Consider the following 25993-nt stretch of genomic DNA (forward strand, 5'->3'; position numbering starts at 1 on the left):
CATCCGACCTACTTCTTCGCGGGGCCGGAGCCGTCGGAGGAGTTTCCGCCGCTCGTCTCCGAGCCGCCGCCTCCGTGCCCGCGGCCGCTGCTGCCGTCGTCCTGTTGACTGCCGCCCTGGCCGCTGCCGGTACCGCCGCCGTGCTTGGGCATTGAGTATCTCCTTCTCATAGATGGGCGTGGGGCTGTGTCTTTCTGACCCGCCTTGGCGGGGGCGGGAGTCTGTGTCAGGTCGTGTCGATCCGATGAACAAGGGCAATGTCCTCGAAGCCTCGGAGAAAGTGGCTATGGCCCGCGTTCAGGCCCGTGTGCGTCATGCACTGCCGATCCACCTCGGCCACGTCGGGACCGGAAACGGCAGCCCATACACACCCCTCGTAGAGGCAGCTCGCAACCACGCTGGGCACGGTCTCGGGGTCTCTGATGATCCGGTGCTCGGTGTGCCGGACGACTGAGCGCGTCATCGGCGCGATCCGTCCGCCTTGACGCACCGGGTATGCCAGTAGGCGACCTTCGGCGGGCCGTCCTTCCCAGCGAGCGTCCCCCGCCGGGCGAGCTGGTGAAGGGGGATGGGCATGTTGCACGACGGGCACGTCTCGCGCTTCTCCGTGTACGTCGCGTACTCGAACGTGTCCGTCTTGGTTGCCATTGCGCACCCCTTCGCCGCTCTCTCCAGGAATCGACAGCCAATGGTGACCGGGGGCGGGGCCAGGTTCTAGCCGGTTTCCTGTTCGCGCAAAAGCTCGTCTCGGATGCCTTCGAGCATGGCGCGCATGGCATCTCCGGATAGTGCCATGGAGGCGAACCCCTCGAACTTGTGCACGTACAGCGAAACGTCTCTGGGATCGGTCACGACGATTTCTGCGTGAACAGTTTCGACAGTGACCGTCCTGTCATCGCGGATGACAAATGCGTGATTGGCTACGTCCTGCTGTCGCTCCAGCAAGGGAACGATGCGAATGTCTATGTTGGGCAGCCGCGAAAGGGAGGCAAGCCTGTCTACCTGTTCCGCCATCCTGGCGGCTGACACGATGCGCCACCGCAGTACGGGCTCAGTAATGATGAAATGGAGTTCCTTGGTCGAGTCATAGAGAGCCTGTTGGCGTTCTATCCGGGCGCTGATGGTCCGAGTTAGCACATCCTCGCCGAGGTCATGCCGAGATAGAATCGCTCGAATGTATTCAGGGGTCTGTAGCAGACCAGGGATCAAAGCCGGCTGGAAGAGTCGCAGCAATGTCATTTGAGCCTCTAGTGCTCTCGTCTGCTGCTGGGCCTTGTGCACTCCCATGCGGCGGATAAGACGCCAGGCTGTGGCCTCTGTTGCTGCGGCTCTGACGGCCTCTAGGTACTCTTCCTTGACTTCATCTGAAACACCGATGGCTGTGAGGATGCGCTCAACATCTACGACGGACGGAGCGACCTTGGCCGTTTCAATCTTGCTCAGCTTGCTTGCAGACATGACTGCACTGCGGGCGACGGCTTTAGCTTCCTTCCCGGATGCATGCCGAAGCGCCCGCAGTGCGGCCCCTAGCTGTCCTCTGTTCACTCCCCGTACTTCGCCCACCATTCGGAGAATGGCTCGGCATGCCTCATGGCCGTGTCTCGGTACGCGCAGAATTCCTCCGCACGCTCACCGGGGAGGACGTCAGTCCCGAGGAATGCCCCATCGTCCGAATAGCTCATGACTGCTGGCGACAAGCTATCCATCTGCCAGAAATCTGGAACCCCTTCCAGGGGGTTCGGCTGTTCGGTGGTGTCGAGAATAAAGAACTCTTCGCCACCCGTAGCGTTCTTATGGTAGCCCCAACCCAGCTCGAACCGTAGATACGGCGTGAGGGGGCGAGAGAGAATGTGCACTCGATAGATGCGCTTGCCATTGCTGGTGTGAGAACGGAGTTCTGACACCCAAGCTTCGTTATAGTCGGCTGGCTGAGGGTCACCGGCGAGGAATGCCTGATAAGCCTCCACGTTTCCCGACTTGCTGTAATCGTCCAGCGTCTCCAGGCGGAAGGCTTCCCGCTGGAAGGTGTCGAACAGTTCCCCCAAAGTCTTAGACGCCACGAAGACCCTTCCGGATGAGATCGAAGATCAGCTGCTCCGGGATCTCGACCACGGTTTCGTGTGCTGGAATGTCGAGTCCGTGATCTGCCGGGGTCTCGCCCTGGACCAGCAGCGTGCTCCTGTCGGTCGCGTAGATCGTGGGGCAATCCTTGAGGTCGCAGGTACTCACAAGCTTGGTGACCTTCACGGGGTTCCCTCCTTGGCCTGCTCCGTCATGTCCTGGTTGATGCTTGCGACCAACTGCCCTGAGGCGCAAGGGGTTCGAGTTTCCAAGACGGGAAAGTGGACCGGAGGGCGCACGCAGCGCGGCTCCCGCAGGCACGGCAAGAGCCCCCGGCGGATGCCAGGGGCTCTCAACGGGTGTTGCTACCGGGATCAGCCGAGGCCCGGACCCCGGACGGGGATGCTGGTGAACGTCGGCTGCTCGGGTTCACGCGAAGTGAAGAAGTCGTTGCCCTTGTCGTCGACCACGATGAAGGCCGGGAAGTCCTCGACCTCGATCTTCCAGACGGCCTCCATGCCGAGCTCCTCGTACTCCAGGACCTCGACCTTCTTGATGCAGTCCTGGGCCAGCCGGGCCGCCGGGCCGCCGATCGAGCCCAGGTAGAAGCCGCCGTGCGTGCCGCACGCGTCCGTCACCTGCTGCGAGCGGTTGCCCTTGGCCAGCATGACCTTCGAGCCGCCCGCCGCCTGGAACTGCTCGACGTAGCTGTCCATGCGGCCGGCCGTGGTCGGGCCGAAGGAGCCCGAGGCGTAGCCCTCGGGGGTCTTCGCGGGGCCCGCGTAGTAGACCGGGTGGTCCTTCAGGTACTGCGGCATCTCCGCGCCCGAGTCCAGCAGCTCCTTGATCTTGGCGTGCGCGATGTCGCGCGCCACGACCAGCGGGCCCGTCAGCGACAGGCGGGTCTTGACCGGGTGCTTGGTCAGGGTCGCCAGGATGTCGTCCATCGGCTGGTTCAGGTCGACGGAGACCACGTCCGAGGACTCGTCCAGGTGGGAGTCCGTGGTGTCGGGCAGGAAGCGCGCCGGGTCCGTCTCCAGCTGCTCCAGGAAGACGCCCTCGGCGGTGATCTTCGCGGTGGCCTGGCGGTCCGCCGAGCAGGACACGGCGATCGCGACCGGCAGGGACGCGCCGTGGCGCGGCAGGCGCACGACGCGGACGTCGTGGCAGAAGTACTTGCCACCGAACTGCGCACCGATGCCGATCTTCTGGGTCAGCTCGAAGACCTGCTGCTCCAGGGCCTCGTCACGGAAGCCGTGGCCCAGCGGGGAACCCTCGCGCGGCAGCTCGTCCAGGTAGTGCGCGGAGGCGTACTTCGCGGTCTTCAGCGCGTGCTCGGCCGAGGTGCCGCCGACCACGATCGCCAGGTGGTACGGCGGGCAGGCCGCCGTGCCGAGCGAACGGATCTTCTCCTCCAGGAACTTCATCATGGAGGCCTCGTTGAGGACCGCCTTGGTCTCCTGGTAGAGGAAGGACTTGTTCGCCGAGCCGCCGCCCTTGGCCATGAAGAGGAACTTGTACGCGCCGCCGTCGGTCGCGTACAGCTCGATCTGCGCGGGCAGGTTCGAGCCGGTGTTCTTCTCCTCCCACATGGTGATCGGCGCCATCTGCGAGTAGCGCAGGTTCAGGCGCGTGTAGGCGTCGTAGATGCCGCGCGAGAGGGCCGCCTCGTCGCCGCCCTCGGTCAGGACGTTCTGGCCGCGCTTGCCCATCACGATCGCCGTGCCCGTGTCCTGGCACATCGGCAGGACGCCGGCCGCGGCGATGTTCGCGTTCTTGAGGAGGTCGAGCGCGACGAACTTGTCGTTCGACGAGGCCTCGGGATCGTCGATGATGCGGCGCAGCTGCGCGAGGTGCGCGGGGCGCAGGAAGTGCTGGATGTCGTGGATGGCCTCTTCGGCGAGCTTGCGCAGCGCCTCCGGCTCGACCTTGAGGAACGTACGGCCGTCCGCCTCGAAGGTGGACACGCCCTCGGCGGTCACCAGCCGGTAGGGGGTGGTGTCCTCGCCCAGGGGCAGCAGGTCGGTGTACGCGAACTCCGGCATTGGGGCCATTCCTCACTCGGCAGACAGCACTGACGACCAATTGGCAGCGCGGTTCACCAGCGTAGAACCTCCCGCCGTGCCCGTGGTTGTGAGGTAAGGCTCACTCGGCTCGACGTGGGCGTATCGCGATCTATCGTGTCTCGCTATGCTGGGTGCCGTGGACCTGGAAAAGCACCCCGCCGCCCCCGCGCCGGCTCCCGCCCCTGCGGCCGCCGAGCTGCGCGCCTCCGACGCAGACCGGGACCGGATCGCGCAGATCCTCGCGGACGCCATGGCCGAGGGCCGGCTGAGCTCCGAGGAGCACTCCGAGCGCCTGGACTCGCTGTATGCCGTCAAGACGGTGGGCGGGCTGGAAGAGCTCGTACGGGACCTCCCCGCGCCCGGCACCGGCGGCACCCCGCCCGCGTACGCCGCGGCTCCCGGACCCGGCGGGCCCGTGGAGACGGTCGTCGCCGTGTGCAGCAGCTCCGCCCGCAAGGGCCGCTGGCGGCCCGCGGCGCTCACCCGCGCGGTCTCGGTCATGGGCGACATCACCATCGACCTCACCGAGGCGGTCTTCGAGCAGCAGGTCACGGAGATCAACGTGACCTGCGTCCTCGGCAACGTCGAGGTCTTCGTCCCGGAGAACGTCACCCTGCGCGGCTACGGCAGCGGCGTCCTCGGCAACTTCGAGGTGCGCGGCGAGGGCCGGGGGGAGACCGACCCGCAGGCCCCGGTGGTGATCGTCCGCGGCTTCGCGCTGCTGGGCAACATCGAGGCGCGGCCCAAGCTCGGCGCCCGCCTGGTCGATCTGGCCAACAAGCTGCGCAAGCGGCTGGACGGCTGACCGCCGCGCCAATAGACCCTGATCCAGCGGTATTTGGCCGTAGGGCTTCTAGGATCCGGCCCATGACCGAATCCAAGTGGGACCTGCTCGACCGCGCGCACGAAGCCCTGCGCATCGCCGTCATCGGGGTACCCGCCGACGCCTGGGAGCGCCCGACGCCGTGCGAGAAGTGGAACGTCACCCAGGTGTTCCAGCACGCGGCCGGCGACCAGCTCGCGTACGCCGCCCGCCTCACCGGCGGCCCCGGCCCGTCCGAGGACCCGTTCGAGCCCTCCGGTGCCCTGGCGGGGCCCCCGGCGCAGCTGCTGGAGCCGGCGCTCGCCGCCGCGGCCGAGGCCTTCGCCGGGATCGCGCCCGGGACCGCGGAGGTCGCCGTCCCGCTGCCCCCGTTCACCGTGTCCGCCGAGACGGCCGTCGGCGCCGCCGCCCTCGACGCGGCGGTGCACGCCTGGGACATCGCCGTCGCCACCGGCCAGGAGCCGCCGCTGACCCCCGCCCTCGCCGCCGCCCTGCGCCCGGCCGCCGACGCGCTCGCCGAGCCCCTGCGCGGCTTCGCCTACGGCCCCGCGCTGGCCGCCGGGTCCGGGGGCGACGCGGGCCCGGTCGCCTCGCTGCTGGCCTTCCTGGGCCGCGATCCCGGCTGGGCGCCGCCCGGGGAGTGACGGCCTGCCGGGCAGGGGCGCGTTTCGGACGAACCCCCGCCGCCCACTGGCACCCAGTGCATAGGGGCCCGCACAGCGGGTAGGGACAGGTGCATCGTCTCTCGCTCGCGTATCCGTCGTCAGGAGTAGACCGTGCCGCATCCGCCGCATCAGTCCCTGCAGGTTGCCGCCGTCCAGAGTCTTCAAGGGCGTGCGTCCGCCGTGCCGAAGCCGCGGGTGCCGACGAGGGAAGAGGACGGCCCATGGCACGCGGAGGCGGTGTGCCGCCGCGACGAGGCGGGGCTGTTCTTCGCCCCCTCCAAAGAGCCCACCGCGGCCCGGCTCTCCCGCGAGGAGGCCGCCAAGCGCGTCTGCGCCCGCTGCCCGGTCATGGTCGCCTGCCGGGAGCACGCCCTGCTCCAGCCCGAACCGTACGGGGTATGGGGCGGCCTCACCGCCGCCGAGCGCCGGGTGGTGCTGGCGCGGATGCGGCGCAGGACCGCGGAGCTGCACCAAGCCCCCGGGGGCGGTCCGATAGCCGCCGCGGGCTAGAGGCACCGCCCTGTCCGGGCCGCGTGCGCCGGGAGCGCGCAGCCCCGCAGCGAGGTACAGGACATGGCAGAGGGGCGGTCACCGCCGCACACGGTGACCGCCCCTCTCGCTGTGCCCGCCTTCGCGCCTACTGCGCGCGGTCGAAGTCGATCGCGCTGTACGCGCGCAGCTTCGACAGGCGGTGCGTCGAGTCGATCTGCCGGATCGTGCCCGACTTCGAGCGCATGACCAGCGAGGACGTGGTCGCGGTCTCCGAGCGGTAGTGGACGCCGCGCAGCAGCTCGCCGTCCGTGATGCCGGTGGCGACGAAGAAGACGTTCTCGCCGGACACCAGGTCGTCCGTGTGCAGCACGCGGTCCAGGTCGTGGCCCGCGTCGATGGCCTTCTGGCGCTCGGCCTCGTCCTTCGGCCACAGCTTGCCCTGGATCGTGCCGCCGAGGCACTTGATGGCGCAGGCCGAGATGATGCCCTCGGGGGTGCCGCCGATGCCCAGGAGCAGGTCCACGCCGGTGCCCTCGCGCACCGCCATGACCGAACCGGCGACGTCGCCGTCCGAGATGAACTTGATCCGGGCGCCGGTCTCGCGGATCTCCTTGACGATGCCCTCGTGGCGGGGGCGGTCCAGGATGACCACGGTGACGTCCTCGACGGCCATGTTCTTGGCCTTGGCGACGCGCCGGATGTTCACCGAGACGGGTGCGTTGATGTCGACGAAGTCGGCGGCCTCGGGGCCGGTGACGAGCTTCTCCATGTAGAAGACCGCGGACGGGTCGAACATGGTGCCGCGGTCGGCGGCGGCGAGCACGGCGATGGCGTTCGGCATGCCCTTGGCGTTCAGGGTGGTGCCGTCGATCGGGTCCACGGCGATGTCGACCTCGGCACCGGTGCCGTCGCCGACCCGCTCGCCGTTGAAGAGCATGGGCGCTTCGTCCTTCTCGCCCTCGCCGATGACGACGACGCCGTTCATCGAGACGGTGGAGATCAGGGTCCGCATCGCGTTGACCGCGGCGCCGTCGGCGCCGAGCTTGTCGCCGCGTCCGACCCACCGGCCCGCGGCCATGGCGGCGGCCTCGGTCACCCGGACGAGTTCCAGGGCGAGGTTGCGGTCGGGGGCCTCGGGGGAGACTTCGAGCTGGGGCGGCAGGTTGTGCTCGGTCATCGGAGCGCACCTTTCTGTACGACGACGGCCGGGATGTGAGGGTGACTGGAACTCTATCGGTACGTCGACATATTGAGCAGGCCGGGTCACGTATGAGCGGAATATCGGTCAGTCGTTTGGCCTGAGCGGACATCTTGCGCCCCTCCGGGCGCGCCCCGCCGCCGCCCGGGCCCACCCCGGCGGAGATCGCTCCCGGCGATGCGGGACGATGGTGCCGTGGCAGGTATGAAAGGCAAGCAGACGATCTGGGACATGGTCCGGTCGCTGGCAGTGATCGGCGTCGTGGTCGCGGGGATCTATCTCTTCATCCCACATGACGAGAACGCCGATCCGACGCACACGGTCGACTACAGGGTGGAGACGCTCACGGCCCGGCGCGCCGCCCCGTACCCCGTGGCCGCCCCCGTGGGGCTCCCGGCGGAGTGGCGGGCGACCTCGGTGTCGTACCAGCGCAAGAACGCCAACGCCTGGCACCTGGGCTTCCTCGACCCGGGCAAGCAGTACGTGGCGGTGGAGCAGTCCACGGACACCTCCGGCAAGAACCTCGGCAAGATCACCCAGCAGGCGAAGTCCACCGGGCAGACCCAGCAGGTCGGCGGCGCGGCGTGGGAGCGCTGGGAGGGCGAGAAGTACGACGCCCTCGTGAAGCAGGAGCAGGGTCACGTCACGGTGGTCACCGGGACGGCCTCCTTCGACCAGCTCGGTGCCATGGCGGCGGCGCTGGAGTTCAAGCAGGGCCAGCAGGGCCAGTAGGGCTGGCAGCCCCTTCGGCGGTACGCGAAACGGCCGCGCCCCCGGTGTCCGGGGGCGCGGCCGTTTCGCTGTGCCGGGCCGGCTCGGCCGGCCCGGTCGGCTCAGACGGTGGTGACGACCTCGTCGAAGGCCAGGCGCGGGGAGCGCGGGAACCAGGCGTCCTCGCCCGGCTTGCCGATGTTGACGATCATCAGCGGGGCGTGGTCGGCGTCCAGGAACTCCTTCTGGATGCCGGAGAGGTCGGCGCCGGTCATCGGGCCCGCGGCCAGGCCGGCGGCGCGGACGCCGACGATGAAGTACGCGGCCTGCAGCGCGGCGTTGAGCAGGGCGGACTGCTCACGGACCGGGCGCTCGGCGAAGAACATGTCCTTGGCCTGCGGGAAGTGCGGCAGCAGCTGCGGGAGCTCCTCGTGGAACTCGTTGTCCGCGGAGAGGATCGCGACCAGCGGGGCGGCGGTGGTCTTGGCCTGGTTGCCCTCGGCCAGGTGCTTCACCAGGCGCTCGCGGGCCTCGGGGGAGCGGACCAGGGTGATGCGCAGCGGGGTCTGGTTGAAGGCGGTGGGGCCGTACTTCACCAGGTCGTATATCGCCTGGACCTGCTCCTCGGTGACCGGCTCGTCGGAGAACGAGTTGGCCGTGCGGGCCTCGCGGAACAGCAGGTCCTGCGCGGCGGAGTCAAGAACGAGAGACATCGGAAAGCCTTCTTCCATACGGGGGTGAAGCGATGTCCCCGACTCTACGGCGAAAGTAGGTGAACTTTCAACTAAATGCCCCGGCCGGTGACCGGGATCACTCCCTCTCGGCCGGATCGGCCGAGTCCCGGGCCGCGAGCGCCGAGTCCAGCCGCGCCCGCGCCCCCTCCAGCCAGTGCCGGCACACCTTCGCCAGCTCCTCGCCGCGCTCCCAGAGCGCGAGGGAGTCCTCCAGGGACGTCCCGCCCGCCTCCAGCTTGCGGACGACCTCGATGAGCTCGTCACGCGCCTGCTCGTACCCCAGCGCCGTCTCGGCCTCTGCCATTCCCTCATCCAACCTATGTGTGTGGTGCGACGTGTTGATTGCGGTGGTGTGTCGTGTTTGCGGCCTGCCGCGGGCTACTCGGACGCGACCACCCGTACCGAGAACTCGCCTTCCGTGACCCGCGCGCGCAGCACCTCGTCCGCCGAGACCTCCTCCGGCGAACGCACCACGTGCCCGTCCGCCCGCTGCAGGACGGCGTAGCCCCGCTCCAGGGTCGCGGCCGGGGACAGCGCCACCACCCGGGCCAGGGTGTGCGCGAGCTCCGAGTCGGCCCGGTCCAGCAGATGCCCGAGCGTCCGCCGGCCGCGCGCCAGCAGCGCCTCCAGCTCGTCCTCGCGGGTCTCCACCATCCGCTGCGGGTGGACGAAGACCGGCCGGGCGAGGGCGTGCGCGAGGCCGCGCTCCTCCCGGTCGAGCAGCCCGTTCACCGCGCGCAGCCCCCGGGCCTGCAGCTGGCGTACTCGCTCCAGCTCCTCGCCCACGTCCGGGACCACCTTCTTCGCGGCATCCGTGGGCGTGGAGGCCCGCAGGTCGGCGACCAGGTCCAGCAGCGGCGAGTCCGGCTCGTGGCCGATCGCCGAGACGACCGGGGTACGGGCCGCCGCGACCGCCCGTACGACCTCCTCGTCGGAGAAGGGCAGCAGGTCCTCCACGCTGCCGCCGCCGCGCGCCACGATGATCACGTCGACCTCGTCGAGGTCGTCGAGCTCCTTGACCGCCTGGATCACCTGGGGCACCGCGTGGACCCCCTGGACGGCGACGTTGCGCACCTCGAAGCGGACCGCCGGCCAGCGCCGCCGGGCGTTCTCCAGCACGTCGCGCTCGGCCGCCGAAGCCCGCCCGACCACCAGCCCGATCAGCTGCGGAAGGAAGGGCAGCGGCTTCTTGCGGTCCAGCGCGAACAGCCCCTCCGAGGCGAGGGACCGCTTGAGCCGCTCCAGCCGGGCCAGCAGCTCGCCGATGCCGACCGGCCGTATCTCCGTGGCCCGCAGGGACAGCTGCCCGCGCGGGGCGTACCACTCCGGCTTGGCCAGCAGTACGACCCGCGCGCCCTCCGAGACCACGTCCGCGACCTCGTCGAAGACCTGACGGAAGCAGGTCACGCTGACCGAGATGTCGTGCGAGGGGTCGCGCAGCGTCAGGAAGACCACCCCCGCTCCCGGCCGCCGCGAGAGCTGCGTGATCTGCCCCTCCACCCACACCTGGCCGAGCCGCTCGATCCAGCCCCCGATGAGCCGGGACACCTGCCCCACCGGCAGCGGCGCCTCGGCCGACGTATTGAGTCCCATGCACGCAGGCTAACGGGCGTCGCTGACAGCGTCTCAGGCTCCGCCGCGGGTGTCGGGATCCCGACGGTCGACGGTGGCGGCCGTCAGGGCGGTTGCCAGGGCGGTCGTCAGGCCGGTCGTCAGGCCGGTCGTCCGGGCCGGTCCGCGGGGGCGCCTTCGCCGCGCTGCCCGCGCTGCCCGCGCTGCCCGCGCTGCCCGCGCTGCCCGCGCTGCCCGCGCTGCCCGCGCTGCCCGCGCTGCCCGCGCTGCCCGCGCTGCCCGCGCTGCCCGCGCCGCCCGCGCCGCCCGCGCCGCCCGCGCTGGGCGAAGAGCAGGCACAGCCCCGCCGCCAGCCACACCGCACCCACCAGCTGCGCCGTCCAGGAGGCCTCGACGATCACCGCGACGGTCACCGCCGCGCCCAGCACCGGGGCCACCAGGTGCTTCCACAGGTTCGGCGGGCCCTCCCGGCGCTGGACGACGAACCAGCCCACCACCGAGGCGTGCAGCAGGGTGAAGGCCGCCAGCGCCCCGACGTCGACGACGGACACCAGGTGGCCGAGCCCGTCGTCGCGCCGAGCCGCCCACACCGCCGCGACCAGGGTGATGGCGGCCGCCACCAGCAGGGCCGGCCGCGGAGTGCCGTCCGAGGTCCGCGCCAACGCGCGCGGCAGCCGCCCCTCCCGGGCCATCGCGAACAGCAGCCGCCCGGCCGCGGCCTGCCCGGCCAGCGCCGCGAAGGCCGCCCCGACCGCCTTGCTGACCGCCACCAGGTCGTGCAGCCAGAAGCCGACCGAGGACTCCACCGCGTTGTAGAAGGCCGGGCCCTGCTGCCCCGGATCGGCCGCCAGCTCCGCCGCGGTGACGGGATTGAGGAGCGCCACGAGGTAGGCCTGGACGAAGAACAGCGCCCCGGCCAGCGCCAGGCAGAACAGCACCGCCCGGGCCACTCGCTCCGAGCCCCCCGTCACCTCCTCCGCGAAGGAGACGATCGCGTCGAAGCCCAGGTACGAGAGCACGGCGACCGACACCGCGCCCAGTACGGCCGCCGCCGAGAAGCCGAGCGAGCCGTCGCCGGTCAGCGGGGAGAGCCAGCCGCGCCGCGCCCCGCCCCAGGCCAGGACCGTGACCGCGGCGACCACGAAGACCAGCAGCACCAGGATCTCCATGGCCAGCACGGCGAAGCCCACGCGCGCGGCCGCCCGTACCCCCCACAGGTTCAGCAGCGTGGTGACCACGACGGCCAGCGCCGTCCACACCCACCGGGAGACCTCGGGCACCAGCGCGTTCATCGCGATCCCCGAGAACAGGTACGCGACCGCCGGGATCAGCAGGTAGTCGAGCATCGCCATCCACCCGGCGATCAGGCCGGGGCCCTCGCCCAGGCCCTTGCGGGCGTAGGTGAAGACCGAACCGGCCTGCGGGGCGACCCGCACCATCTGGGCGTACGAGAACGCGGTGAAGGCCATGGCGACGGTCGCGACGAGGTAGACGAGGGCCACGGCGCCGTGCGACTTCGCGTCCAGGGTGCCGAAGACCCCGACCGGGGCCATGGGAGCGATGAAGAGCAGCCCGTAGACCACCAGGTCCCGGAAGCCGAGGCTCCGCCGCAGGGCGGTGGGTGCCGGCATACCGGAATCCGTAGCGGACGCCATCCGTCCTCCGGGCGATAGGCGGGACAATCGTTCGGATCCTCTGCGCAAGTGTGTGCCGTACGGCCGACGGCCGGCCTCCTGGAGACCCCCGTACGATGGAGCGTATGAGTGCTCCCGCCCCTGCTCCCGCTTCCCGCCGTGTCCTGCTCGCCGCGCCCCGCGGCTACTGCGCGGGCGTGGACCGAGCCGTGATCGCCGTCGAGAAAGCCCTTGAGCAGTACGGCGCGCCGGTCTATGTCCGGCACGAGATCGTGCACAACAAGTACGTCGTCCAGACGCTGGAGAAGAAGGGCGCCATCTTCGTCGAGCGGACGGAGGAGGTGCCCGAGGGCTCCATCGTGATGTTCTCCGCGCACGGCGTCGCGCCGGTGGTGCACGAGGAGGCGGCGCGCGGCAAGCTCGCGACGATCGACGCGACGTGCCCGCTGGTCACCAAGGTGCACAAGGAAGCCGTCCGGTACGCGAACGAGGACTTCGACATCCTCCTCATCGGCCACGAGGGCCACGAGGAGGTCATCGGCACCTCCGGCGAGGCTCCCGACCACATCACGATCGTGGACGGCCCGGACGACGTCGCGGCCGTCGAGGTGCGCGACGAGTCCAAGGTCGTGTGGCTGTCGCAGACGACGCTCTCGGTCGACGAGACGATGGAGACGGTCGACGCGCTGAAGACCAGGTTCCCGCTGCTGGTCTCGCCGCCGAGCGACGACATCTGCTACGCCACCTCGAACCGGCAGGCCGCGGTGAAGGTGATGGGCGCCGACTCCGACCTGGTCATCGTGGTCGGCTCGAAGAACTCCTCGAACTCGATCCGCCTGGTCGAGGTCGCGCTGGACGCGGGCGCGCGCGCCGCGTACCTGGTCGACTTCGCGAGCGAGATCGACGAGACCTGGCTGGAGGGCGTCACCACGGTCGGCCTGACCTCGGGGGCCTCGGTTCCGGAGGTCCTGGTCGAGGAGGTCCTGGAGTGGCTGGCGGCGCGCGGCTACGCGGACGTGGAGATCGTCAAGACCGCCGAGGAGTCGATCGTCTTCTCGCTGCCGAAGGAGCTGCGCCGCGACCTGCGCGCCGAAGCCGCGGAACTGGTCGCCGACAAGTAACTCCTTTCGTACGGTATGTCCATGCAGATCATGGGTGTGGACATCGGCGGTTCAGGGATCAAGGGCGCGCCCGTGGACCTGGAGCGCGGCGACCTGGCGCAGGAGCGCCACAAAGTACTGACACCGCAGCCGGCCACCCCCGAGGGGGTGGCCGGCTGCGTCGCGGAGGTGGTCCGCGCCTTCTCCTGGTCGGGCCCGGTCGGGGTCACCTTCCCGGGCGTGGTCACGAACGGGATCACCCGTTCGGCGGCCAACGTCGACAAGGGATGGGTCGGCGTGGACGCGGCGGCGCTGCTCACGCGCGAGCTGGGCGGGCTGCCGGTCACGGTCCTCAACGACGCGGACGCGGCGGGGGTCGCGGAGATGACGTACGGGGCCGGGCGCGGCCGCGGCGGCACGGTCATCATGCTCACCCTGGGCACGGGCATCGGGAGCGCCCTGTTCACGGACGGGCAGCTGGTGGCGAACACGGAGCTCGGGCACCTGGAGCTGAAGGGCCACGACGCGGAGACGCGGGCGTCGGTGAAGGCCAAGGAGGACGGGGACCTCACCTGGGAGCGCTGGGCGCGCCGGGTCTCGAAGTACCTCGCGCACGTGGAGATGCTGTTCTCCCCGGACCTCTTCATCGTCGGGGGCGGCGTCAGCCGCAAGCCGGAGAAGTTCCTGCCGCTGATCGAGGGCGTCCGGGCCGAGATCGTCCCGGCCGGGCTCCAGAACAACGCGGGGATCGTGGGAGCGGCGATGGCGGCCAAGGCCAAGGCCAAGGCCAAGGCCTAGGAGCCGGACCGGCGGTGTCAGGCCGTTCTCCGGGGCAGGCGCCGCCTGCCGATGAGGACGGCTTTGCGCACCACGGCGATCAGAGCGGCGGCCAGCGTCCCCGCGTACAGCCAGCCCGCGTGCAGCGACAGGGCGGACACCAGCCCCATCAGCTGCCCGCCGAAGCCGCCGGAGCCGCCCGAGACGGGCCACACCCCGGCGGCGAAGGCGATGGGGGCGGTGATCGGGGCGGTGATCAGGTCGGCGGGCCGCACCCACAGGGCGGTGGCGGCCGCGACGGGCACGAAGAGCAGCCCGTAGACGAAGAGCGAGGAGTCGAACAGCAGCCAGCAGATCCCGCCGGCCAGCATCATGGCGAGGCACGCGAACAGCCCGCCGCCGAGCCCGGTCAGCCGGGGCCGGGGCAGCCGGCGGGTCAGCGCGGGCAGGGGACGGCCGCCGCCCTGGGCGGGCACGGCCGCGGGCCGTGTCCCCTGCCGCTGGGCCGGGGGTCGCTGGGGGTGAGGGGCCGGTCGCGTCCTGTATTGCTCCACGCCACCACGCTAGGCGCGGGGAGCGCGGTATCCGGTGGGGACACGCGTACATCGACCGCCGCTCATCGGAAAGTAAACTGTCCGGTGGCCCACCTCCGGGCCGCCGCCCCCTCCAGCTACGGGAAGTCGCCAACGTGTCGCTCACGATCGGAATCGTCGGTCTGCCGAATGTCGGCAAGTCGACCCTGTTCAACGCCCTGACCAAGAACGACGTGCTGGCGGCCAACTACCCGTTCGCCACGATCGAGCCGAACGTCGGCGTCGTCGGCGTCCCGGACGCGCGCCTCGCGGTCCTCGCGGGCATCTTCGGCTCCCAGAAGATCCTCCCGGCGACGGTCGACTTCGTCGACATCGCGGGCATCGTGCGCGGCGCCTCGGAGGGTGAGGGCCTGGGCAACAAGTTCCTGGCCAACATCCGCGAGTCGGACGCGATCTGCCAGGTCATCCGTGCCTTCAAGGACGAGAACGTCGTGCACGTCGACGGCAAGGTCTCGCCGAAAGACGACATCGAGACGATCAACACCGAGCTGATCCTCGCCGACCTCCAGTCCATCGAGAAGGCCGAGCCGCGCCTGACGAAGGAGTCCCGCCTCCAGAAGGAGAAGGTCGCGGTCCTCGCGGCCGTCGTCGAGGCCAAGAAGATCCTCGAAGCCGGCGACACCCTCTTCTCCAAGGGCATCACCAAGGGCACGGAGCAGGGCAACCTCCTCCACGAGCTGCACCTGCTGACCACGAAGCCGTTCCTCTACGTCTTCAACGTGGACGAGGACGAGCTGACGGACGAGGCCTTCAAGGACGAGCAGCGCGCCCTGGTCGCCCCGGCCGAGGCGATCTTCCTGAACGCCAAGCTGGAGCAGGAGCTCATCGAGCTGGAGGACGACGAGGCCCTCGAACTCCTCCAGTCGGTCGGCCAGGACGAGCCGGGCATGGCCACCCTCGGCCGCGTCGGCTTCGCGACGCTGGGCCTCCAGACGTACCTGACGGCCGGCCCGAAGGAAACCCGCGCCTGGACGATCAAGCAGGGCGCCACCGCCCCGGAGGCGGCCGGCGTGATCCACACCGACTTCCAGCGCGGCTTCATCAAGGCCGAGGTCATCTCCTTCGCGGACCTGGTCGAGTGCGGCTCGGTCACCGAGGCCCGCGCGAAGGGCAAGGCCCGCATGGAGGGCAAGGACTACGTCATGCAGGACGGCGACGTGGTGGAGTTCCGCTTCAACGTCTGATCGCATACCCACAGGCGGCCTGACCTGCGAGAACGCGGGTCAGGCCGTTGTGCTGTCCGCAACAGTCCGCAGAGCCTGGAGCAGCTACGTGTCGTAGACCGTGGAGCGGTGTCCGACGTGTACGACCCACACCACAAGCTCTCCGTTGTCGATCGTGTAGACGACACGGTAGTCGCCGACCCGTAGGCGGCGGCGCTCAGGCTGGGATACGAGTGCGGTGGTGTTGAAGCCGAAGGGGTCGCTCTCCAGCTCTGTCAGTTTGGCCAGGATGCGGAGCGCCATGTCACGCGGGATCTTGCGCAGCTCGGCCTGGGCCTCGGGCCGGAACACCGTGCGGTAGTCACTCACTGCGTGCCAGCGTCTCCCTCATCACGTCCTCGATCGGGATGCCGGCGGCCGGGCTCGCCATGCGCTCGTCGATGATGCGGTTGATCTCGCGCTCTTCCCACTCCTGGTACTTGCGCAGCACCTCGATCGAGACCACGGCGGCGACCTGCTTGCCGCGACGGGTGATGACAGTGGGCACGTCGTCGCGGTCGGCCCGTTCGACGACCTCGGCCAAGTGAGCGCGTACGTCGCGGATGGACTCTATGGGCAGCGGCTGAGTCATGCCTCAAGGGTACCGAGTGTGCCATGTGTACACAACAGCTTCGGGCCACGGTCGGCGCCGGGGGTGGGGCTCAACACGCAGGCCGCCTCCGTCGTGATCATCTGTGAGCCTCAGATCAAACCGACCCGCGGGGTGGACGAGCGGCTGTTGGAGATGCTCAAGAACAAGACCCGAGTGTTCGACGCGTACGCACGCCGCAGCGCGGTCGCCGAGTCGAAGCCGGACGCGGCCGACGTTTCGGACACGGCGATGGCCCGCCAGATGGCCAGGCGATGATCGCGGCGGACGTCGACCCCACCACCTGGGACACTTCAAAGGGACTCGGCCCCAACGACGCCATCGTCCAGAAGGTGTACGCCTGACCCCTCCAACGGGAAGGTCTGATCGATGCCAGATCTGCCGGCACATGAAAGGGGTCAATTCAGGAGACCCCAAGCGCATCTCCGACGGGAACCAGGATCTCCTCGCGCGGGAGCAGAAGACCATCCTGCCCGCCCTGCTACTCGGAGATCTACCACCACGACGGACATCGCCCTGCCGTTGAACGAGTGCGCCAAGGAGTTCCGGCGCATCACGCTCAACGGCAAAGGCTGATCCAGGATGCCGTACCGCGCCCGGCCCCTCGTCATCACCTTTGCGGCAGTCTCGGCCGCACTGCTTCTTCTTGGTTACCTGTACATGGCCCGGGAGGAGCCCAGTTCCGTGAAATGGGACCTGAGTCACAGCCATACCAAATCGGACGTCAACTGGTCCGGCAAGAGCCGGAGTTCCTGGGAAATCTCCTCGGCCGAGTACGACATCACGTTCTCCGGCGGAATTCACCTCACCGGAAAGCGCATGCTCCGACTCGACGCGGACCCGGACACCGGCACTGTCGACTCGGTGCACATCATTTATCCGAAGATGAGCACCGATGACGCCTACCGGGCCGCGAAGGAGCTGGCCAAGGAGCTGTCGATGGACACCGTGAACGTGGACCGCTGGTACAAGCAGCGGACCGGCGGCCGCGAGGCCGGGCACGAGGACGTGATGTCCACCAGCGGCATGTCTCCCGCGAAGCACACGCCGGGAACGCCATACATCGACGCATCCCTCCTGTACTCCTTCGAGGATGAGAGGCCGACGTTCATCGACCTCTCCTTCTACTGGCCGAAGACGGAGAAGGGGTCGGCTCCTCAGGGGGGGGCGGCCCTTTCGTCAGCACCGTGCTGGATGGGTGCTGGATGTTTTGACGCAATGTCAGCAGCAATCGGGTCCCGTCCTACTCGGCAGGTGGTTCGAGCATCGGCCACGAGTGCAGTGGTGTTGAAGCCGAGGGGGTCGCTTTCCAACTCGGTCAGCTTGGCCAGGATGCGCAGCGATCGCGCCTCGCGATGGCGAACGGCGGGTAGGACGCGTGGCCCTGTCGGCCGGGGGTGACGATCGCGAGTTCGCGGCAGAGCTCCGCAGGCATAGGGGGCTTCGCCCGCATCGAGGAGCCTCCGCAGCCGTCCGGCCGCGCTCCCGGACCATGATCAAAGTAGGCTGCCCGTCGAAGGCGCGATCAAGCAAGAGGGAAGCCGGGTAGGAAAGTTGAATCGCATGCGTATGACGGCAGTGGTCGGCATGGCACTGTCGCTGGGGCTTGTCGCGGGATGCTCCGGGGGGTCGGGGTCGGGGTCGGGGCCGGATGCCAAGGCCGGCGGGGAGACGCCGAAGGCCGGGGAGTCCGCATCTTCTGCCCCGAAGGGCCCGGTCTACAAGGGCGCGCCGGTAGCCGGGCTGGCCAAGCAGCAGGCATGGAGTCTGCCGACTGACGCCGCGAGGACCTGTGCGGGCGACGCGTCCAAGGGGGATAAGTCGGAGCGCAGCATCTGCGCCCTGGGAGACGCCGTCATCGTCACCGGCGACCGCAGCGGGGACCCGGGCTCGAGCGGTTTCACCGCCCAGCTCCTCGATGCCAAGAGCGGCGAGCTGCGTAAGAAATTCGACTTCGAGAGCCCCGCGGAGGGGGCCAAGCAGTACTCGGCGGAGCGGCTCGTGCAGGTGAGCCAGTGGCGGGACGGGTCACCGGCACTGCTGATACGTACCCGCGTCGACACGCCGGCGACGGACCTGAAGAAAGCCTCCACACAGACCGTACTGACCATGTACGCGCCGTCCGGCGACAAGCTGGGGAGCTCGACCTTCGACGGTGAGACCCACCTGACCACCCCGGTCCGGGGCGGCTACCTCGTGGACACCAGCGCGGCCGGCGGCAACGCCAAGTTCATCCCGATCGGCGACGGGGAGACCCTGACCCCCAACTTCACGTGGCTCGAAAGCAAGGGGAAGGTCGGCCCCGGCCTCGGCTACTCCTGGACGACGGACATCTCCTACCAGCCCGCAGCCAACTGGTTGATCGCCACGGACATCCGCTCGGGCAAGAAGGCGTGGAGCACGAAGGAGCTCGCGCCCCCGGCAGCCATCGCCAAACTGGTCACCGACAAGACGGCGACCACCGCGCGGCTGACGTCGCTGCACGGCGACGAGGCCGTCCTCGAATGGTCCGAGTACGGCAAGTCCGAAGCGGTCCTGACGTCGATCGACCTCAAGACCGGTCGCCGGATCGCCGAGGGCCCGGGCATCGACACCAACGGCACCATCGAAGACGACGGCTACGCCGTCTCCCCCGATGGCAAGACCGCCGTCGTCCAGTACGGCAAGGGCGCCGTCGCCTGGAACACGGAGACCGGCAAGGAGCTGTGGCACCAGGCGAAGGACGAGAAGAACATCACGCCGCAGGCCCTTCCGGGCAACGGCGTCCTCTACGCGTACCTGGAGGGCGGCAAGAAGGCTGCCTTCGACGTCCGGGACAAGAAGCTGCTGACCGCCGAGATCGAGGAATTGCCGCAGTTCACGGCGAACGGGTACGCCATCGTCCGCAGCGCTGACGGCTTCTTCGCCTTCGCCACCCAGCCCGTCTGACGGTCACCCCGTTCTGACGCTTCTGCTCGCGCCCCGCGTGCCACCGCCATTGGACGACGGGCAGGCCCCGTCGTCCAATGCCTGATGAGGGCGCTGCCTGCGGCTCCGCTGCACGTCAGGATCGGCCCCTGTGAGGCGACGTTTCCACAGGTCATGGCTCTGCATGGGACGGTCCGCTTCAACTGTAAGTGCGCAGGTCGGAAGGGGGCCGGACCCTGACGGGTCCGGCTCCTTCTGCATTCCCGTGCTGACTTTTCAGCTGCTTCGGGGCGGCGCGAGCTTGTCCAGATCGAGGTTGATCTCGAAGGGCACCGGACGCTGGAGGGAGCCGCGGAAGATGCCGGCGGGCGCGTAGGCGCCGGTCGGTTCGTCGAGCTCGTAGGCGTGGACGACGGGTGCGCCGTCCTCGTCGTCGATGCACCAGTAGTGCGGGATGCCGGCCTCCGCGTACTTCCGGAGTTTGACCGTGCGGTCACGGTGGGCGGATCCGGGGGAGACGACCTCGATGACGAGCGGGACGTCGTTCGGGGCGTACCAGGTGCGGTTGGCGTCGTAGGGGGCGGTGGTCAGGAGCAGGCCTGGCTCTGGACGGTTACGGGCGTCGAGGCGGATGGTCATCTCCCGCTCGACTTCGATGCCGTCGGGGGCTTGGGCCATGAGTGCCACCGTGAGATTCGTGACGAGGCGGCCGTGCCACGACCGTTGAGGCGACATCATGAAGACGAGGGCTCCGTCGATCAGCTCGGTGTGGCGCGGCGCTTGCGGGAGGCGGTCCAGGTCCTCCGCGAACCAGCCTTCCGCGCGCGGCGGGCGCATCCAGTCGGGCAGTTCCGTCATGAGCCAACCCTAGCGATCGCGGCCGTCGCGGAGGGGCGTTGCGCTGCTGATCCACACTCGGCGCACGGGTGTCGTCGGGATGCTTGGGGCCGCCTCGCCGCCCGGTGAACCGGACATCGGCTACAGGCCGTGGACCGAGGCGATCGTGAATGTGGTGGGGGTGTCCGGGCCCGGGGGCATCTTGTCGAACTGGGAGCGGACCACCAGGGTGCGGCCCGCGGTGTGGGCCAGTGTCGTGGGGATCTGCAGGGACGGGTCCGTGACCGTGTGGAGCAGGCGGGCGCGGGTGCCGTCCTGGCTGAGCCGCCAGCGGGTCAGGGTGTTGGTGGTGTTGTGCGCCACGCGCAGGGTGCCGTCGGGGGAGAGGTCGAGGCCGTCGGCGGCCTTCAGGTCGGCGCCGCCCAGGTCGACGCGGCGGACGGCGCCGGTGCGCAGGTCGACGCGGTAGAGGTCGCCCGCGGGCATGTCGACGGTGAGCAGGTAGCGGCCGGACCGGTCCGAGACGATGCCGTTGAGGCTGAACGGGCCTGCGGTCCGGGGACGCAGCGCGGGAGTGAGGTCGTACGCCTCGGTCAGGGTGCCGCTGCCGACGGCCAGCTGGGCCGGGGTCACGCGGTAGACCACCCCGCGGAGGCTGTCCGTCAGGTAGGCGGTGCCGTCCGGGGTGATGGTCAGGTCGTTGACGAAGCGGGGGGAGGTTCCGCCGACCTCGAAGTGGGCCAGGCGGGTCCCGGTCGCGGTGTCGTAGACGGAGACGCCGGTGGTGGAGTCCGTGACCCACAGACGGCCCCGGGCGTCCACGCGCAAGCCGTTCGCGGTGTGGCGGCCGTCGGCGCCGGAGGGCAGGAACACCTCGGCCTCGGGCCGGCCGGGACGGGCGCGGTAGACGGTGCCGTCCGCGTACGAGCCCACGTAGACCGTGTGGGTACGGGGGTCCGTGGCGATGCCCTCCGGGTAGACCTTCGCGCCGGGCAGCGTGAAGGCCGTGGATATGGATGTCGTGGATATGGATGCACGGACGTCAGTGGCGCGGGGCTGGGGCTGGGCCTGGGCCTGGGCGGGGACCGCTCCGTTCGCGAGCGCCCCAGCCGCCAGGGCTGCCGTCAGGGCCATCGCCGTGGCCGGGATCCGCTGCCGGCGCTTCGTCGAGTGCGTCATCGTATGTGTCCTCTACTGAGTAGGTGAAGGCGAATGTAGATTAGAGCTCTAATGCATGCAAGGGCCGTAGGATGCGGGAATGACCTCGATGGCCCCCACGGAGCGCATCGGCGCGCACCTCAAGCGCGCCGAGCAGGCACTTCTCGCGGCGAAGAGCGCAGCGTGCAAGCCGGCCGCGGTGACGGTTCCGCAGTACGCCGCGCTGCTCTGGCTGGACGAGAAGCCCGGCATCTCCGCCGCCGCGCTCGCGCGGCTGTGCGGGGTGACCCCGCCGACCATGAACACCGTCCTGAAGAACCTCCAGGAGCGCGGGTTCATCGAGCGGACCCCGCACGAGTGGCACCGCAACGTGCTGGAGACCCGGCTCACCGACGAGGGGCGCGCGGCGCTGGAGCTGGCCGATTCCGGCGCGGTGCGGGTGGAGCGGGCGCTCGCGGCGGAGTTCAGCGCGGAGGAGCGGGAGCAGCTCGTCCAGCTGCTCGGCCGGTGCGCGGAGGTGCTCGACGGCCAGCGTTGAGACGCCCCTCGTTCCGCCGAGCGCCCCGCAATGTTTTTGCTCGGATTTGGAACTGTCCGGGGGATTAGTGCATCCCACCCCTAGGGATGCCCAGCCGTTCTGCCCCGCCCCCGGGGCAGCCATGATCGTTCGGAGCGAAGTTCGTGCACGAGTATCCGCAGCGCCCGCAGCCCAAGCGCTCCCGCCGTCGAATATGGATCAGCGCGGTGGTCGCCCTCGTGGTCCTGCTCGGCGGTGGCGGTGGCTTCGCCGCCTGGAAGCTGGACTGGTTCTCCGGCAACGGTGAGAAGGTGAGCTTCGGCAAGCCCGCGCCGGCCCCCGTCGCGGAACAGCAGGCCGCCTCCCCGAGCGGGTCCCCGTCGCCCAAGCCCTCCGGCGACCCGGACGTGCTCATGCCGACGGGCCCGAAGGCCGACTTCAAGCAGACCACCAAGCTCGACGACGGCACGATCATCGCCAAGACCCGCCTCGCGGGCGCGAAGTCCGGCTTCACGGGTGACGTGTGGGTGTGGGCGCCCAAGGAGTACGACGACCCGAAGTACGCCAAGAGCGGTTTCCCGGTGCTCATCGCGCTCCCCGGCGGCAACGGCTTCCCGGCCAACTACTGGTCCGACCGCAGCCTCGGCCTCCAGAAGGCCATCAGCGAGGGCGTGCAGGCCGGTACCAGCCTCCCCTTCGTCGTGGTCATGCCGGTGCTCAACCCGGACAACAAGTACTACTACGACGGCGCCGACATCCCCGGCCAGCCCAAGATGGGCACCTGGATCGCCGAGGACGTCCCGGACTTCGCCAAGGCCAACTTCCGTACGTACAAGTCCCGTGACGGCTGGGCCTTCATGGGTTCCTCCTCCGGCGCCTTCGTCGGGATGAAGACGGTCCTGCAGTACCCGGACCGGTTCAAGGCCGTGATCGCCAGCGGCGGCGAGATCGTCCCCGACTCCCCGCTCTGGAGGGGTCACCAGGCGGAGATGGACGCCAACAACCCGGAGAACCTCGCCAAGAAGCTGATCGAGGCCAACGGGCCCGAGGTCTACATCAACTTCCAGATCGGCACCAAGGAGACCGGGAAGGAGCGCATGGTGAAGTTCCAGCAGCAGTACGGCAAGGGCCCGGTCAAGATCACCATCCGCGACATCCAGAACGGCGAGCACAACGGCTGGCACTACGTGCGGGGCATGAAGGAAGGCTCCCTGGAGTCGATCAGCAAGGTGCTCAAGGCCCCCAAGCCCGACACCGCCGGCTGACGCCCGCACCGATGCCCGTACCGAGGCGCGTACGGCCCCGTACCCCCGGCGCGCACGGCACGTGATGGGCGCCACGTGGTGCTCACCACGTCACCCCCGTCCCAGGCAACCCATCCCGTCGTTCATACCTCTGTAAAGGGTGTAAGGGGGACCGATCGGTCCGACCCGCGCTCCCAGTGAGCGCCGGAGAAGGAACGGGACAAATCCGTGCAGCATGACCAGCAAGGCGACGGCAGCCCCACGACCAAGGGCGGCCGTCGCCCCAAGCGCCTGCGCCTGATTCTGATCGGCGGTGGGCTCGCGCTCACCCTCGTGGCCGGTGGCGGCGCGGCCGCGTACAAGTACGGCCTTTTCTCGGACATAGGGGATCCGGTGTCCTTCGGGAAGGTCGATTCCGACGTCAAGCAGAAGGCCGCGAAGGCCTCCGACATCCGCCCGGGCGTACGCATGCCCACCGGCCCCAAGGCCGCGTTCATCCGTACCAGCCGGCTTCCGGACGGCACCCAGATCGCCCGGACCACGCTCACCGGGGCGAAGTCCGGCTTCACGGGTGACGTGTGGGTGTGGGTGCCGAAGGAGTACGACGACCCGAGGTACGCCAAGAGCGCCTTCCCGGTCCTGATCTCCCTGCCCGGTGGCCGCGGCTACCCCACGAACTACTGGGGTACGGGCCCCGGCCTCGGCCTCCAGAAGGCCGTGAGCGACGGGGCGAAGGCCGGCACCAGCTTGCCCTTCATCCTGATCATGCCGGTGCACAATGCCGACACCAAGCATCACTTCGACGCCTCGGACATCCCCGGAGAGCCCAAGATGGGCACCTGGATGGTCGAAGACATCCCTGATTTCACGAAGGCCAATTTCCGCACCTTCACCTCCCGCGACGGGTGGGCCTTCATGGGCTCGTCCGCCGGTGGATTCGGCGCCTTCAAGCACCTCCTGAAGTACCCCGACCGCTTCAAGGCGGCCATCGCGAGCGGCGTCGACATCGTCCCCGACTCCCCGCTGTGGAAGGGAAACACGCAGGCCATGGACGAGAACAACCCGGAGAAGCTCGCCGAGAAGCTGATCAAGAACGGCGGTCCGGACGTCTACGTCAACTTCCAGATCGGCACCGCCGAGAGCGGCCGGGAGAAGGCCGAGCAGTTCATGAAGGACTACGGCAAGGGCCCCGTGCACACCACGCTGCAGGTGATCCAGGATGGTGAGCACAACGGAAAGTCGTACGTACGCGGCATGAGGGACGGCGCACTGGCGTGGATCAGCAAGCAGATGCTGGCACCGACACCCGACCCCGGCGTGCGGTGAGCCAGGTGGTGAAGGGGGCATCGGCGGCCGCCGCCGCGGGGATCGCGATGGTGTTCGCCGTCGCGTACCTCAAGGCGCCCGGCGACCGCCCGGTGCACCCCTTCCCCACCGTCGGCGTACTCACGGCCAACGGCGAGCACTGGTGTACGGCGAGTGTCGTCGACAGCCCGAAGGGCAATGTCGTCGCCACCGCCGCGCATTGCGTGGCCCCGGCCGGCGAGGACGGCCGGCCGGGCGAGGTCGCCCACGACGGCCATGCCATCGGCGAGCTCGCCTTCGCCCCGGCCTTCTCCGGCGAGGGCTCCGGCAGCCACCCGCTGGGGGTGTGGAAGGTCAGCTCGATCCACGTGGACGAGCGCTGGACGAAGTGGGGCGAGGAAACCGCCGACTTCGCCTTCCTCACCATCGCCCCGGACGACGACGGGCGCAGCGTCCAGGAGGCCGTGGGCGGCCGCAACGAGGCCCCGACGCCCGAGTGGACCTCCGGCTACCAGCGCGAGGTGACGGTCGTCGGCTATCCGGAGTCCGAGCACAACCCGCAGAACAAGCCCGTCTCCTGCACGACGCAGACCCGCCACGACGAGGACGACCCCGACATGCTGTACATCAGCTGCGCCGGGTTCTGGACGGGGACCAGCGGCAGCCCCTGGATCGCCGACCGGGGCGGCCCGGTCCGGCCCGGCCGGCTCATCGGGGTGCTGAGCGGCGGGGACACGGACGTGGACTCCACGGCCGCGCTGTTCGACGAGCGCGCGAAGGCGCTGTACGAGCGGGCCGCGCGGGGCTGAGCGCCGGCTCCGGGTGCCGCCCTACTTCTTGCGCTCCGTACTGACGATCACGCCCACCGCCGCCACGACGATCGCGCCGCCGAGCAGGATCGGCCAGGTCAGGGCCTCGTCGAGGATCAGCGCGCCGAGCGCGACGGCCACCACCGGATTGACGTACGCGTACGTGGACACCAGCGACAGCGGCGCGGCCTGGAGCAGCCACACGTACGCCGTGAAGCCGACGAGCGAGCCGCAGACGACCAGGTAGCCGAGGGCCAGCCAGGAGGCGGTGGAGAAGGCCGCCGGGTCCAGGCCGCGGTGCTCGCCGCGCAGCAGGCCGACCAGTACCCCGGCCAGCCCGCCCGCCAGCATCTGGTACGCGCTGCCCGTGAAGGGATTGCCCGGCAGGCTCAGCTTCGACGCCGAGAACGAGCCCAGCGACCACAGCAGCGACGCGCCCACCACCATCAGTACCCCGGACAGCCGTACCGCTCCGCTCAGCCCCGGGCTGGTCAGCACCGCGAGCCCGGCCATGCCGACCAGGACCCCGCCCAGGGTGCGCAGCTGCGGCCGGTCCCCGGTGCTCGCCCGCAGCACCACCACCCACATCGGCACCGCCGCCACCAGCAGCGCGGCCAGCCCGGACGGCACGGAGGTCTCGGCGAGGACCACCAGGCCGTTGCCGCCGAGGATCAGCAGCAGGCCGACCAGGACCGCGGAGCCGAGCTGGGCGCGGGTGGCCCTGAGCGCGGCCGGTCCGTACCGCCAGGCGACGGCGGCGGTCAGGAGCAGGCCGGCGGTGATGAAGCGGGCTCCGGCGGAGAGGAAGGGCGGCATGGTCTCGACGACGATCCGGATGCCGAGGTAGGTCGAGCCCCAGACGACGTAGACGAGGAGGAGGGCCGTCCACACGGCGCCGGTGATCTTGCGGTGCCGGGTGGCCGTCGGCTCGGGCTCCACCGGGGTCGATATGCGCATGGACGGGATCCTCTCAGCCGT

At 69.6% G+C, this 25993-nt stretch carries 29 protein-coding genes and 2 pseudogenes; 13 read left to right on the forward strand and 18 right to left on the reverse strand.

What is annotated here, in order from left to right:
- Positions 1–8: 8 nt before the first annotated feature.
- From OG429_RS24550 to OG429_RS24575, 6 genes are all read right to left on the reverse strand, one after another.
- Entirely contained in the window at positions 9–152 is a 144-nt protein-coding gene (locus OG429_RS24550; RefSeq protein WP_019885290.1) for a hypothetical protein, read from the reverse strand.
- Positions 153–459: 307 nt separating this feature from the next.
- Entirely contained in the window at positions 460–648 is a 189-nt protein-coding gene (locus OG429_RS24555; protein ID WP_328927424.1) for a hypothetical protein, read from the reverse strand.
- Positions 649–714: 66 nt separating this feature from the next.
- On the reverse strand, positions 715–1545 hold the full coding sequence (locus tag OG429_RS24560) for a helix-turn-helix domain-containing protein (RefSeq protein ID WP_328927425.1): 831 nt from the start codon (positions 1543–1545) through the stop codon (positions 715–717).
- A complete protein-coding gene (locus OG429_RS24565; RefSeq protein ID WP_328927426.1) occupies positions 1542–2060 on the reverse strand; it encodes a DUF6879 family protein in 519 nt (172 codons plus the stop codon). The genes OG429_RS24560 and OG429_RS24565 overlap by 4 nt, the downstream gene beginning before the upstream one ends.
- A complete protein-coding gene (locus OG429_RS24570) occupies positions 2050–2247 on the reverse strand; it encodes a hypothetical protein (RefSeq protein ID WP_328927427.1) in 198 nt (65 codons plus the stop codon). Before OG429_RS24570 ends, OG429_RS24565 begins: the two co-directional genes overlap by 11 nt.
- A 188-nt stretch (positions 2248–2435) precedes the next feature.
- Positions 2436–4115 carry a fumarate hydratase gene (locus tag OG429_RS24575; RefSeq protein ID WP_328927428.1) on the reverse strand — a complete coding sequence of 560 codons (1680 nt, stop codon included), beginning with the start codon at positions 4113–4115 and terminating at the stop codon, positions 2436–2438.
- 148 nt (positions 4116–4263) lie between these two features.
- Between OG429_RS24575 and OG429_RS24580 the strand changes: the two genes are divergently transcribed.
- The 3 genes from OG429_RS24580 (at position 4264) to OG429_RS24590 (ending at position 6125) form a co-directional block, all read left to right on the forward strand.
- The gene (locus OG429_RS24580; protein ID WP_443051274.1) at positions 4264–4932 is read left to right on the forward strand and encodes a DUF1707 SHOCT-like domain-containing protein; all 669 of its coding nucleotides are present in this window, start codon (positions 4264–4266) and stop codon (positions 4930–4932) included.
- Between the two features lie 62 nt (positions 4933–4994).
- On the forward strand, positions 4995–5594 hold the full coding sequence (locus OG429_RS24585) for a TIGR03086 family metal-binding protein (RefSeq protein ID WP_328927430.1): 600 nt from the start codon (positions 4995–4997) through the stop codon (positions 5592–5594).
- A gap of 132 nt (positions 5595–5726) precedes the next feature.
- Positions 5727–6125 carry a WhiB family transcriptional regulator gene (locus tag OG429_RS24590; RefSeq protein ID WP_388570232.1) on the forward strand — a complete coding sequence of 133 codons (399 nt, stop codon included), beginning with the start codon at positions 5727–5729 and terminating at the stop codon, positions 6123–6125.
- 127 nt (positions 6126–6252) lie between these two features.
- On the opposite strand, the gene glpX is transcribed toward OG429_RS24590, so the two are convergent.
- Positions 6253–7284, reverse strand: coding sequence for a class II fructose-bisphosphatase (gene glpX / locus OG429_RS24595; protein ID WP_328927431.1), 1032 nt, complete (start codon positions 7282–7284; stop codon positions 6253–6255).
- A 225-nt stretch (positions 7285–7509) separates the two neighbouring features.
- Here glpX and OG429_RS24600 point away from each other — a divergent pair, with 225 nt between their 5' ends.
- Positions 7510–8037, forward strand: a complete 528-nt coding sequence (locus OG429_RS24600) for a DUF4245 domain-containing protein (RefSeq protein ID WP_328930402.1) — start codon at positions 7510–7512, stop codon at positions 8035–8037.
- A 101-nt stretch (positions 8038–8138) separates the two neighbouring features.
- On the opposite strand, the gene OG429_RS24605 is transcribed toward OG429_RS24600, so the two are convergent.
- The 4 genes from OG429_RS24605 to OG429_RS24620 all read right to left on the reverse strand — a co-directional run bounded on the left by OG429_RS24605 (position 8139) and on the right by OG429_RS24620 (position 11953).
- Positions 8139–8729, reverse strand: coding sequence for a malonic semialdehyde reductase (locus OG429_RS24605; RefSeq protein WP_328927432.1), 591 nt, complete (start codon positions 8727–8729; stop codon positions 8139–8141).
- 97 nt (positions 8730–8826) lie between these two features.
- Entirely contained in the window at positions 8827–9054 is a 228-nt protein-coding gene (locus OG429_RS24610) for an exodeoxyribonuclease VII small subunit (RefSeq protein WP_328927433.1), read from the reverse strand.
- Between the two features lie 74 nt (positions 9055–9128).
- Positions 9129–10343 (reverse strand): exodeoxyribonuclease VII large subunit, encoded by a 1215-nt coding sequence (xseA, locus tag OG429_RS24615; protein ID WP_328927434.1) that lies wholly within the window; start codon positions 10341–10343, stop codon positions 9129–9131.
- A gap of 119 nt (positions 10344–10462) precedes the next feature.
- Entirely contained in the window at positions 10463–11953 is a 1491-nt protein-coding gene (locus OG429_RS24620; RefSeq protein ID WP_443051275.1) for an APC family permease, read from the reverse strand.
- Positions 11954–12081: 128 nt separating this feature from the next.
- Here OG429_RS24620 and OG429_RS24625 point away from each other — a divergent pair, with 128 nt between their 5' ends.
- Positions 12082–13077 (forward strand): 4-hydroxy-3-methylbut-2-enyl diphosphate reductase, encoded by a 996-nt coding sequence (locus tag OG429_RS24625; protein WP_405921815.1) that lies wholly within the window; start codon positions 12082–12084, stop codon positions 13075–13077.
- Positions 13078–13098: 21 nt separating this feature from the next.
- Positions 13099–13854 carry a polyphosphate--glucose phosphotransferase gene (gene ppgK, locus OG429_RS24630; RefSeq protein WP_328927437.1) on the forward strand — a complete coding sequence of 252 codons (756 nt, stop codon included), beginning with the start codon at positions 13099–13101 and terminating at the stop codon, positions 13852–13854.
- A 17-nt stretch (positions 13855–13871) separates the two neighbouring features.
- On the opposite strand, the gene OG429_RS24635 is transcribed toward ppgK, so the two are convergent.
- Complete coding sequence (locus OG429_RS24635; RefSeq protein WP_443051276.1) at positions 13872–14387, reverse strand: DUF6542 domain-containing protein; 516 nt, start codon at positions 14385–14387, stop codon at positions 13872–13874.
- A gap of 134 nt (positions 14388–14521) precedes the next feature.
- Here OG429_RS24635 and ychF point away from each other — a divergent pair, with 134 nt between their 5' ends.
- Complete coding sequence (gene ychF / locus OG429_RS24640; protein WP_328927439.1) at positions 14522–15610, forward strand: redox-regulated ATPase YchF; 1089 nt, start codon at positions 14522–14524, stop codon at positions 15608–15610.
- Between the two features lie 84 nt (positions 15611–15694).
- Here ychF and OG429_RS24645 read toward each other — a convergent pair whose 3' ends face one another.
- Together OG429_RS24645 and OG429_RS24650 are read right to left on the reverse strand one after the other, a co-directional pair.
- Positions 15695–15958: a type II toxin-antitoxin system RelE family toxin gene (locus OG429_RS24645; protein ID WP_030207783.1), complete on the reverse strand. Its 264-nt coding sequence runs from the start codon at positions 15956–15958 to the stop codon at positions 15695–15697.
- Positions 15951–16220: a type II toxin-antitoxin system Phd/YefM family antitoxin gene (locus OG429_RS24650; protein WP_328927440.1), complete on the reverse strand. Its 270-nt coding sequence runs from the start codon at positions 16218–16220 to the stop codon at positions 15951–15953. Before OG429_RS24650 ends, OG429_RS24645 begins: the two co-directional genes overlap by 8 nt.
- A gap of 54 nt (positions 16221–16274) precedes the next feature.
- On the opposite strand from OG429_RS24650, the pseudogene OG429_RS24655 reads away from it, so the two are divergent.
- Positions 16275–16496, forward strand: a pseudogene (locus OG429_RS24655) (hypothetical protein); the annotation flags it as partial.
- A gap of 983 nt (positions 16497–17479) precedes the next feature.
- On the opposite strand, the pseudogene OG429_RS24660 reads toward OG429_RS24655, so the two are convergent.
- Positions 17480–17581 (reverse strand): annotated as a pseudogene (locus OG429_RS24660) (type II toxin-antitoxin system RelE family toxin); the annotation flags it as partial.
- A 220-nt stretch (positions 17582–17801) separates the two neighbouring features.
- Between OG429_RS24660 and OG429_RS24665 the strand changes: the two are divergent.
- Complete coding sequence (locus OG429_RS24665) at positions 17802–19166, forward strand: outer membrane protein assembly factor BamB family protein (protein ID WP_328927441.1); 1365 nt, start codon at positions 17802–17804, stop codon at positions 19164–19166.
- A gap of 255 nt (positions 19167–19421) precedes the next feature.
- On the opposite strand, the gene OG429_RS24670 is transcribed toward OG429_RS24665, so the two are convergent.
- The gene (locus OG429_RS24670) at positions 19422–20003 is read right to left on the reverse strand and encodes a Uma2 family endonuclease (protein ID WP_328927442.1); all 582 of its coding nucleotides are present in this window, start codon (positions 20001–20003) and stop codon (positions 19422–19424) included.
- A 120-nt stretch (positions 20004–20123) separates the two neighbouring features.
- On the reverse strand, positions 20124–21161 hold the full coding sequence (locus OG429_RS24675) for an SMP-30/gluconolactonase/LRE family protein (protein WP_328927443.1): 1038 nt from the start codon (positions 21159–21161) through the stop codon (positions 20124–20126).
- Between the two features lie 79 nt (positions 21162–21240).
- On the opposite strand from OG429_RS24675, the gene OG429_RS24680 reads away from it, so the two are divergent.
- The 4 genes from OG429_RS24680 to OG429_RS24695 all read left to right on the forward strand — a co-directional run bounded on the left by OG429_RS24680 (position 21241) and on the right by OG429_RS24695 (position 25015).
- Entirely contained in the window at positions 21241–21678 is a 438-nt protein-coding gene (locus tag OG429_RS24680; RefSeq protein WP_328927444.1) for a MarR family winged helix-turn-helix transcriptional regulator, read from the forward strand.
- Positions 21679–21821: 143 nt separating this feature from the next.
- Complete coding sequence (locus OG429_RS24685; RefSeq protein ID WP_328927445.1) at positions 21822–22922, forward strand: alpha/beta hydrolase; 1101 nt, start codon at positions 21822–21824, stop codon at positions 22920–22922.
- Between the two features lie 207 nt (positions 22923–23129).
- Complete coding sequence (locus OG429_RS24690; protein WP_328927446.1) at positions 23130–24227, forward strand: alpha/beta hydrolase; 1098 nt, start codon at positions 23130–23132, stop codon at positions 24225–24227.
- Positions 24224–25015, forward strand: a complete 792-nt coding sequence (locus tag OG429_RS24695; RefSeq protein WP_328927447.1) for a trypsin-like serine peptidase — start codon at positions 24224–24226, stop codon at positions 25013–25015. Before OG429_RS24690 ends, OG429_RS24695 begins: the two co-directional genes overlap by 4 nt.
- 21 nt (positions 25016–25036) lie before the next feature.
- Here OG429_RS24695 and OG429_RS24700 read toward each other — a convergent pair whose 3' ends face one another.
- Positions 25037–25972 carry an EamA family transporter gene (locus OG429_RS24700; RefSeq protein WP_328927448.1) on the reverse strand — a complete coding sequence of 312 codons (936 nt, stop codon included), beginning with the start codon at positions 25970–25972 and terminating at the stop codon, positions 25037–25039.
- Positions 25973–25993 lie beyond the last annotated feature (21 nt).

It is taken from the genome of Streptomyces sp. NBC_00190 (assembly GCF_036203305.1).
Classification (GTDB): Bacteria; Actinomycetota; Actinomycetes; order Streptomycetales; family Streptomycetaceae; genus Streptomyces.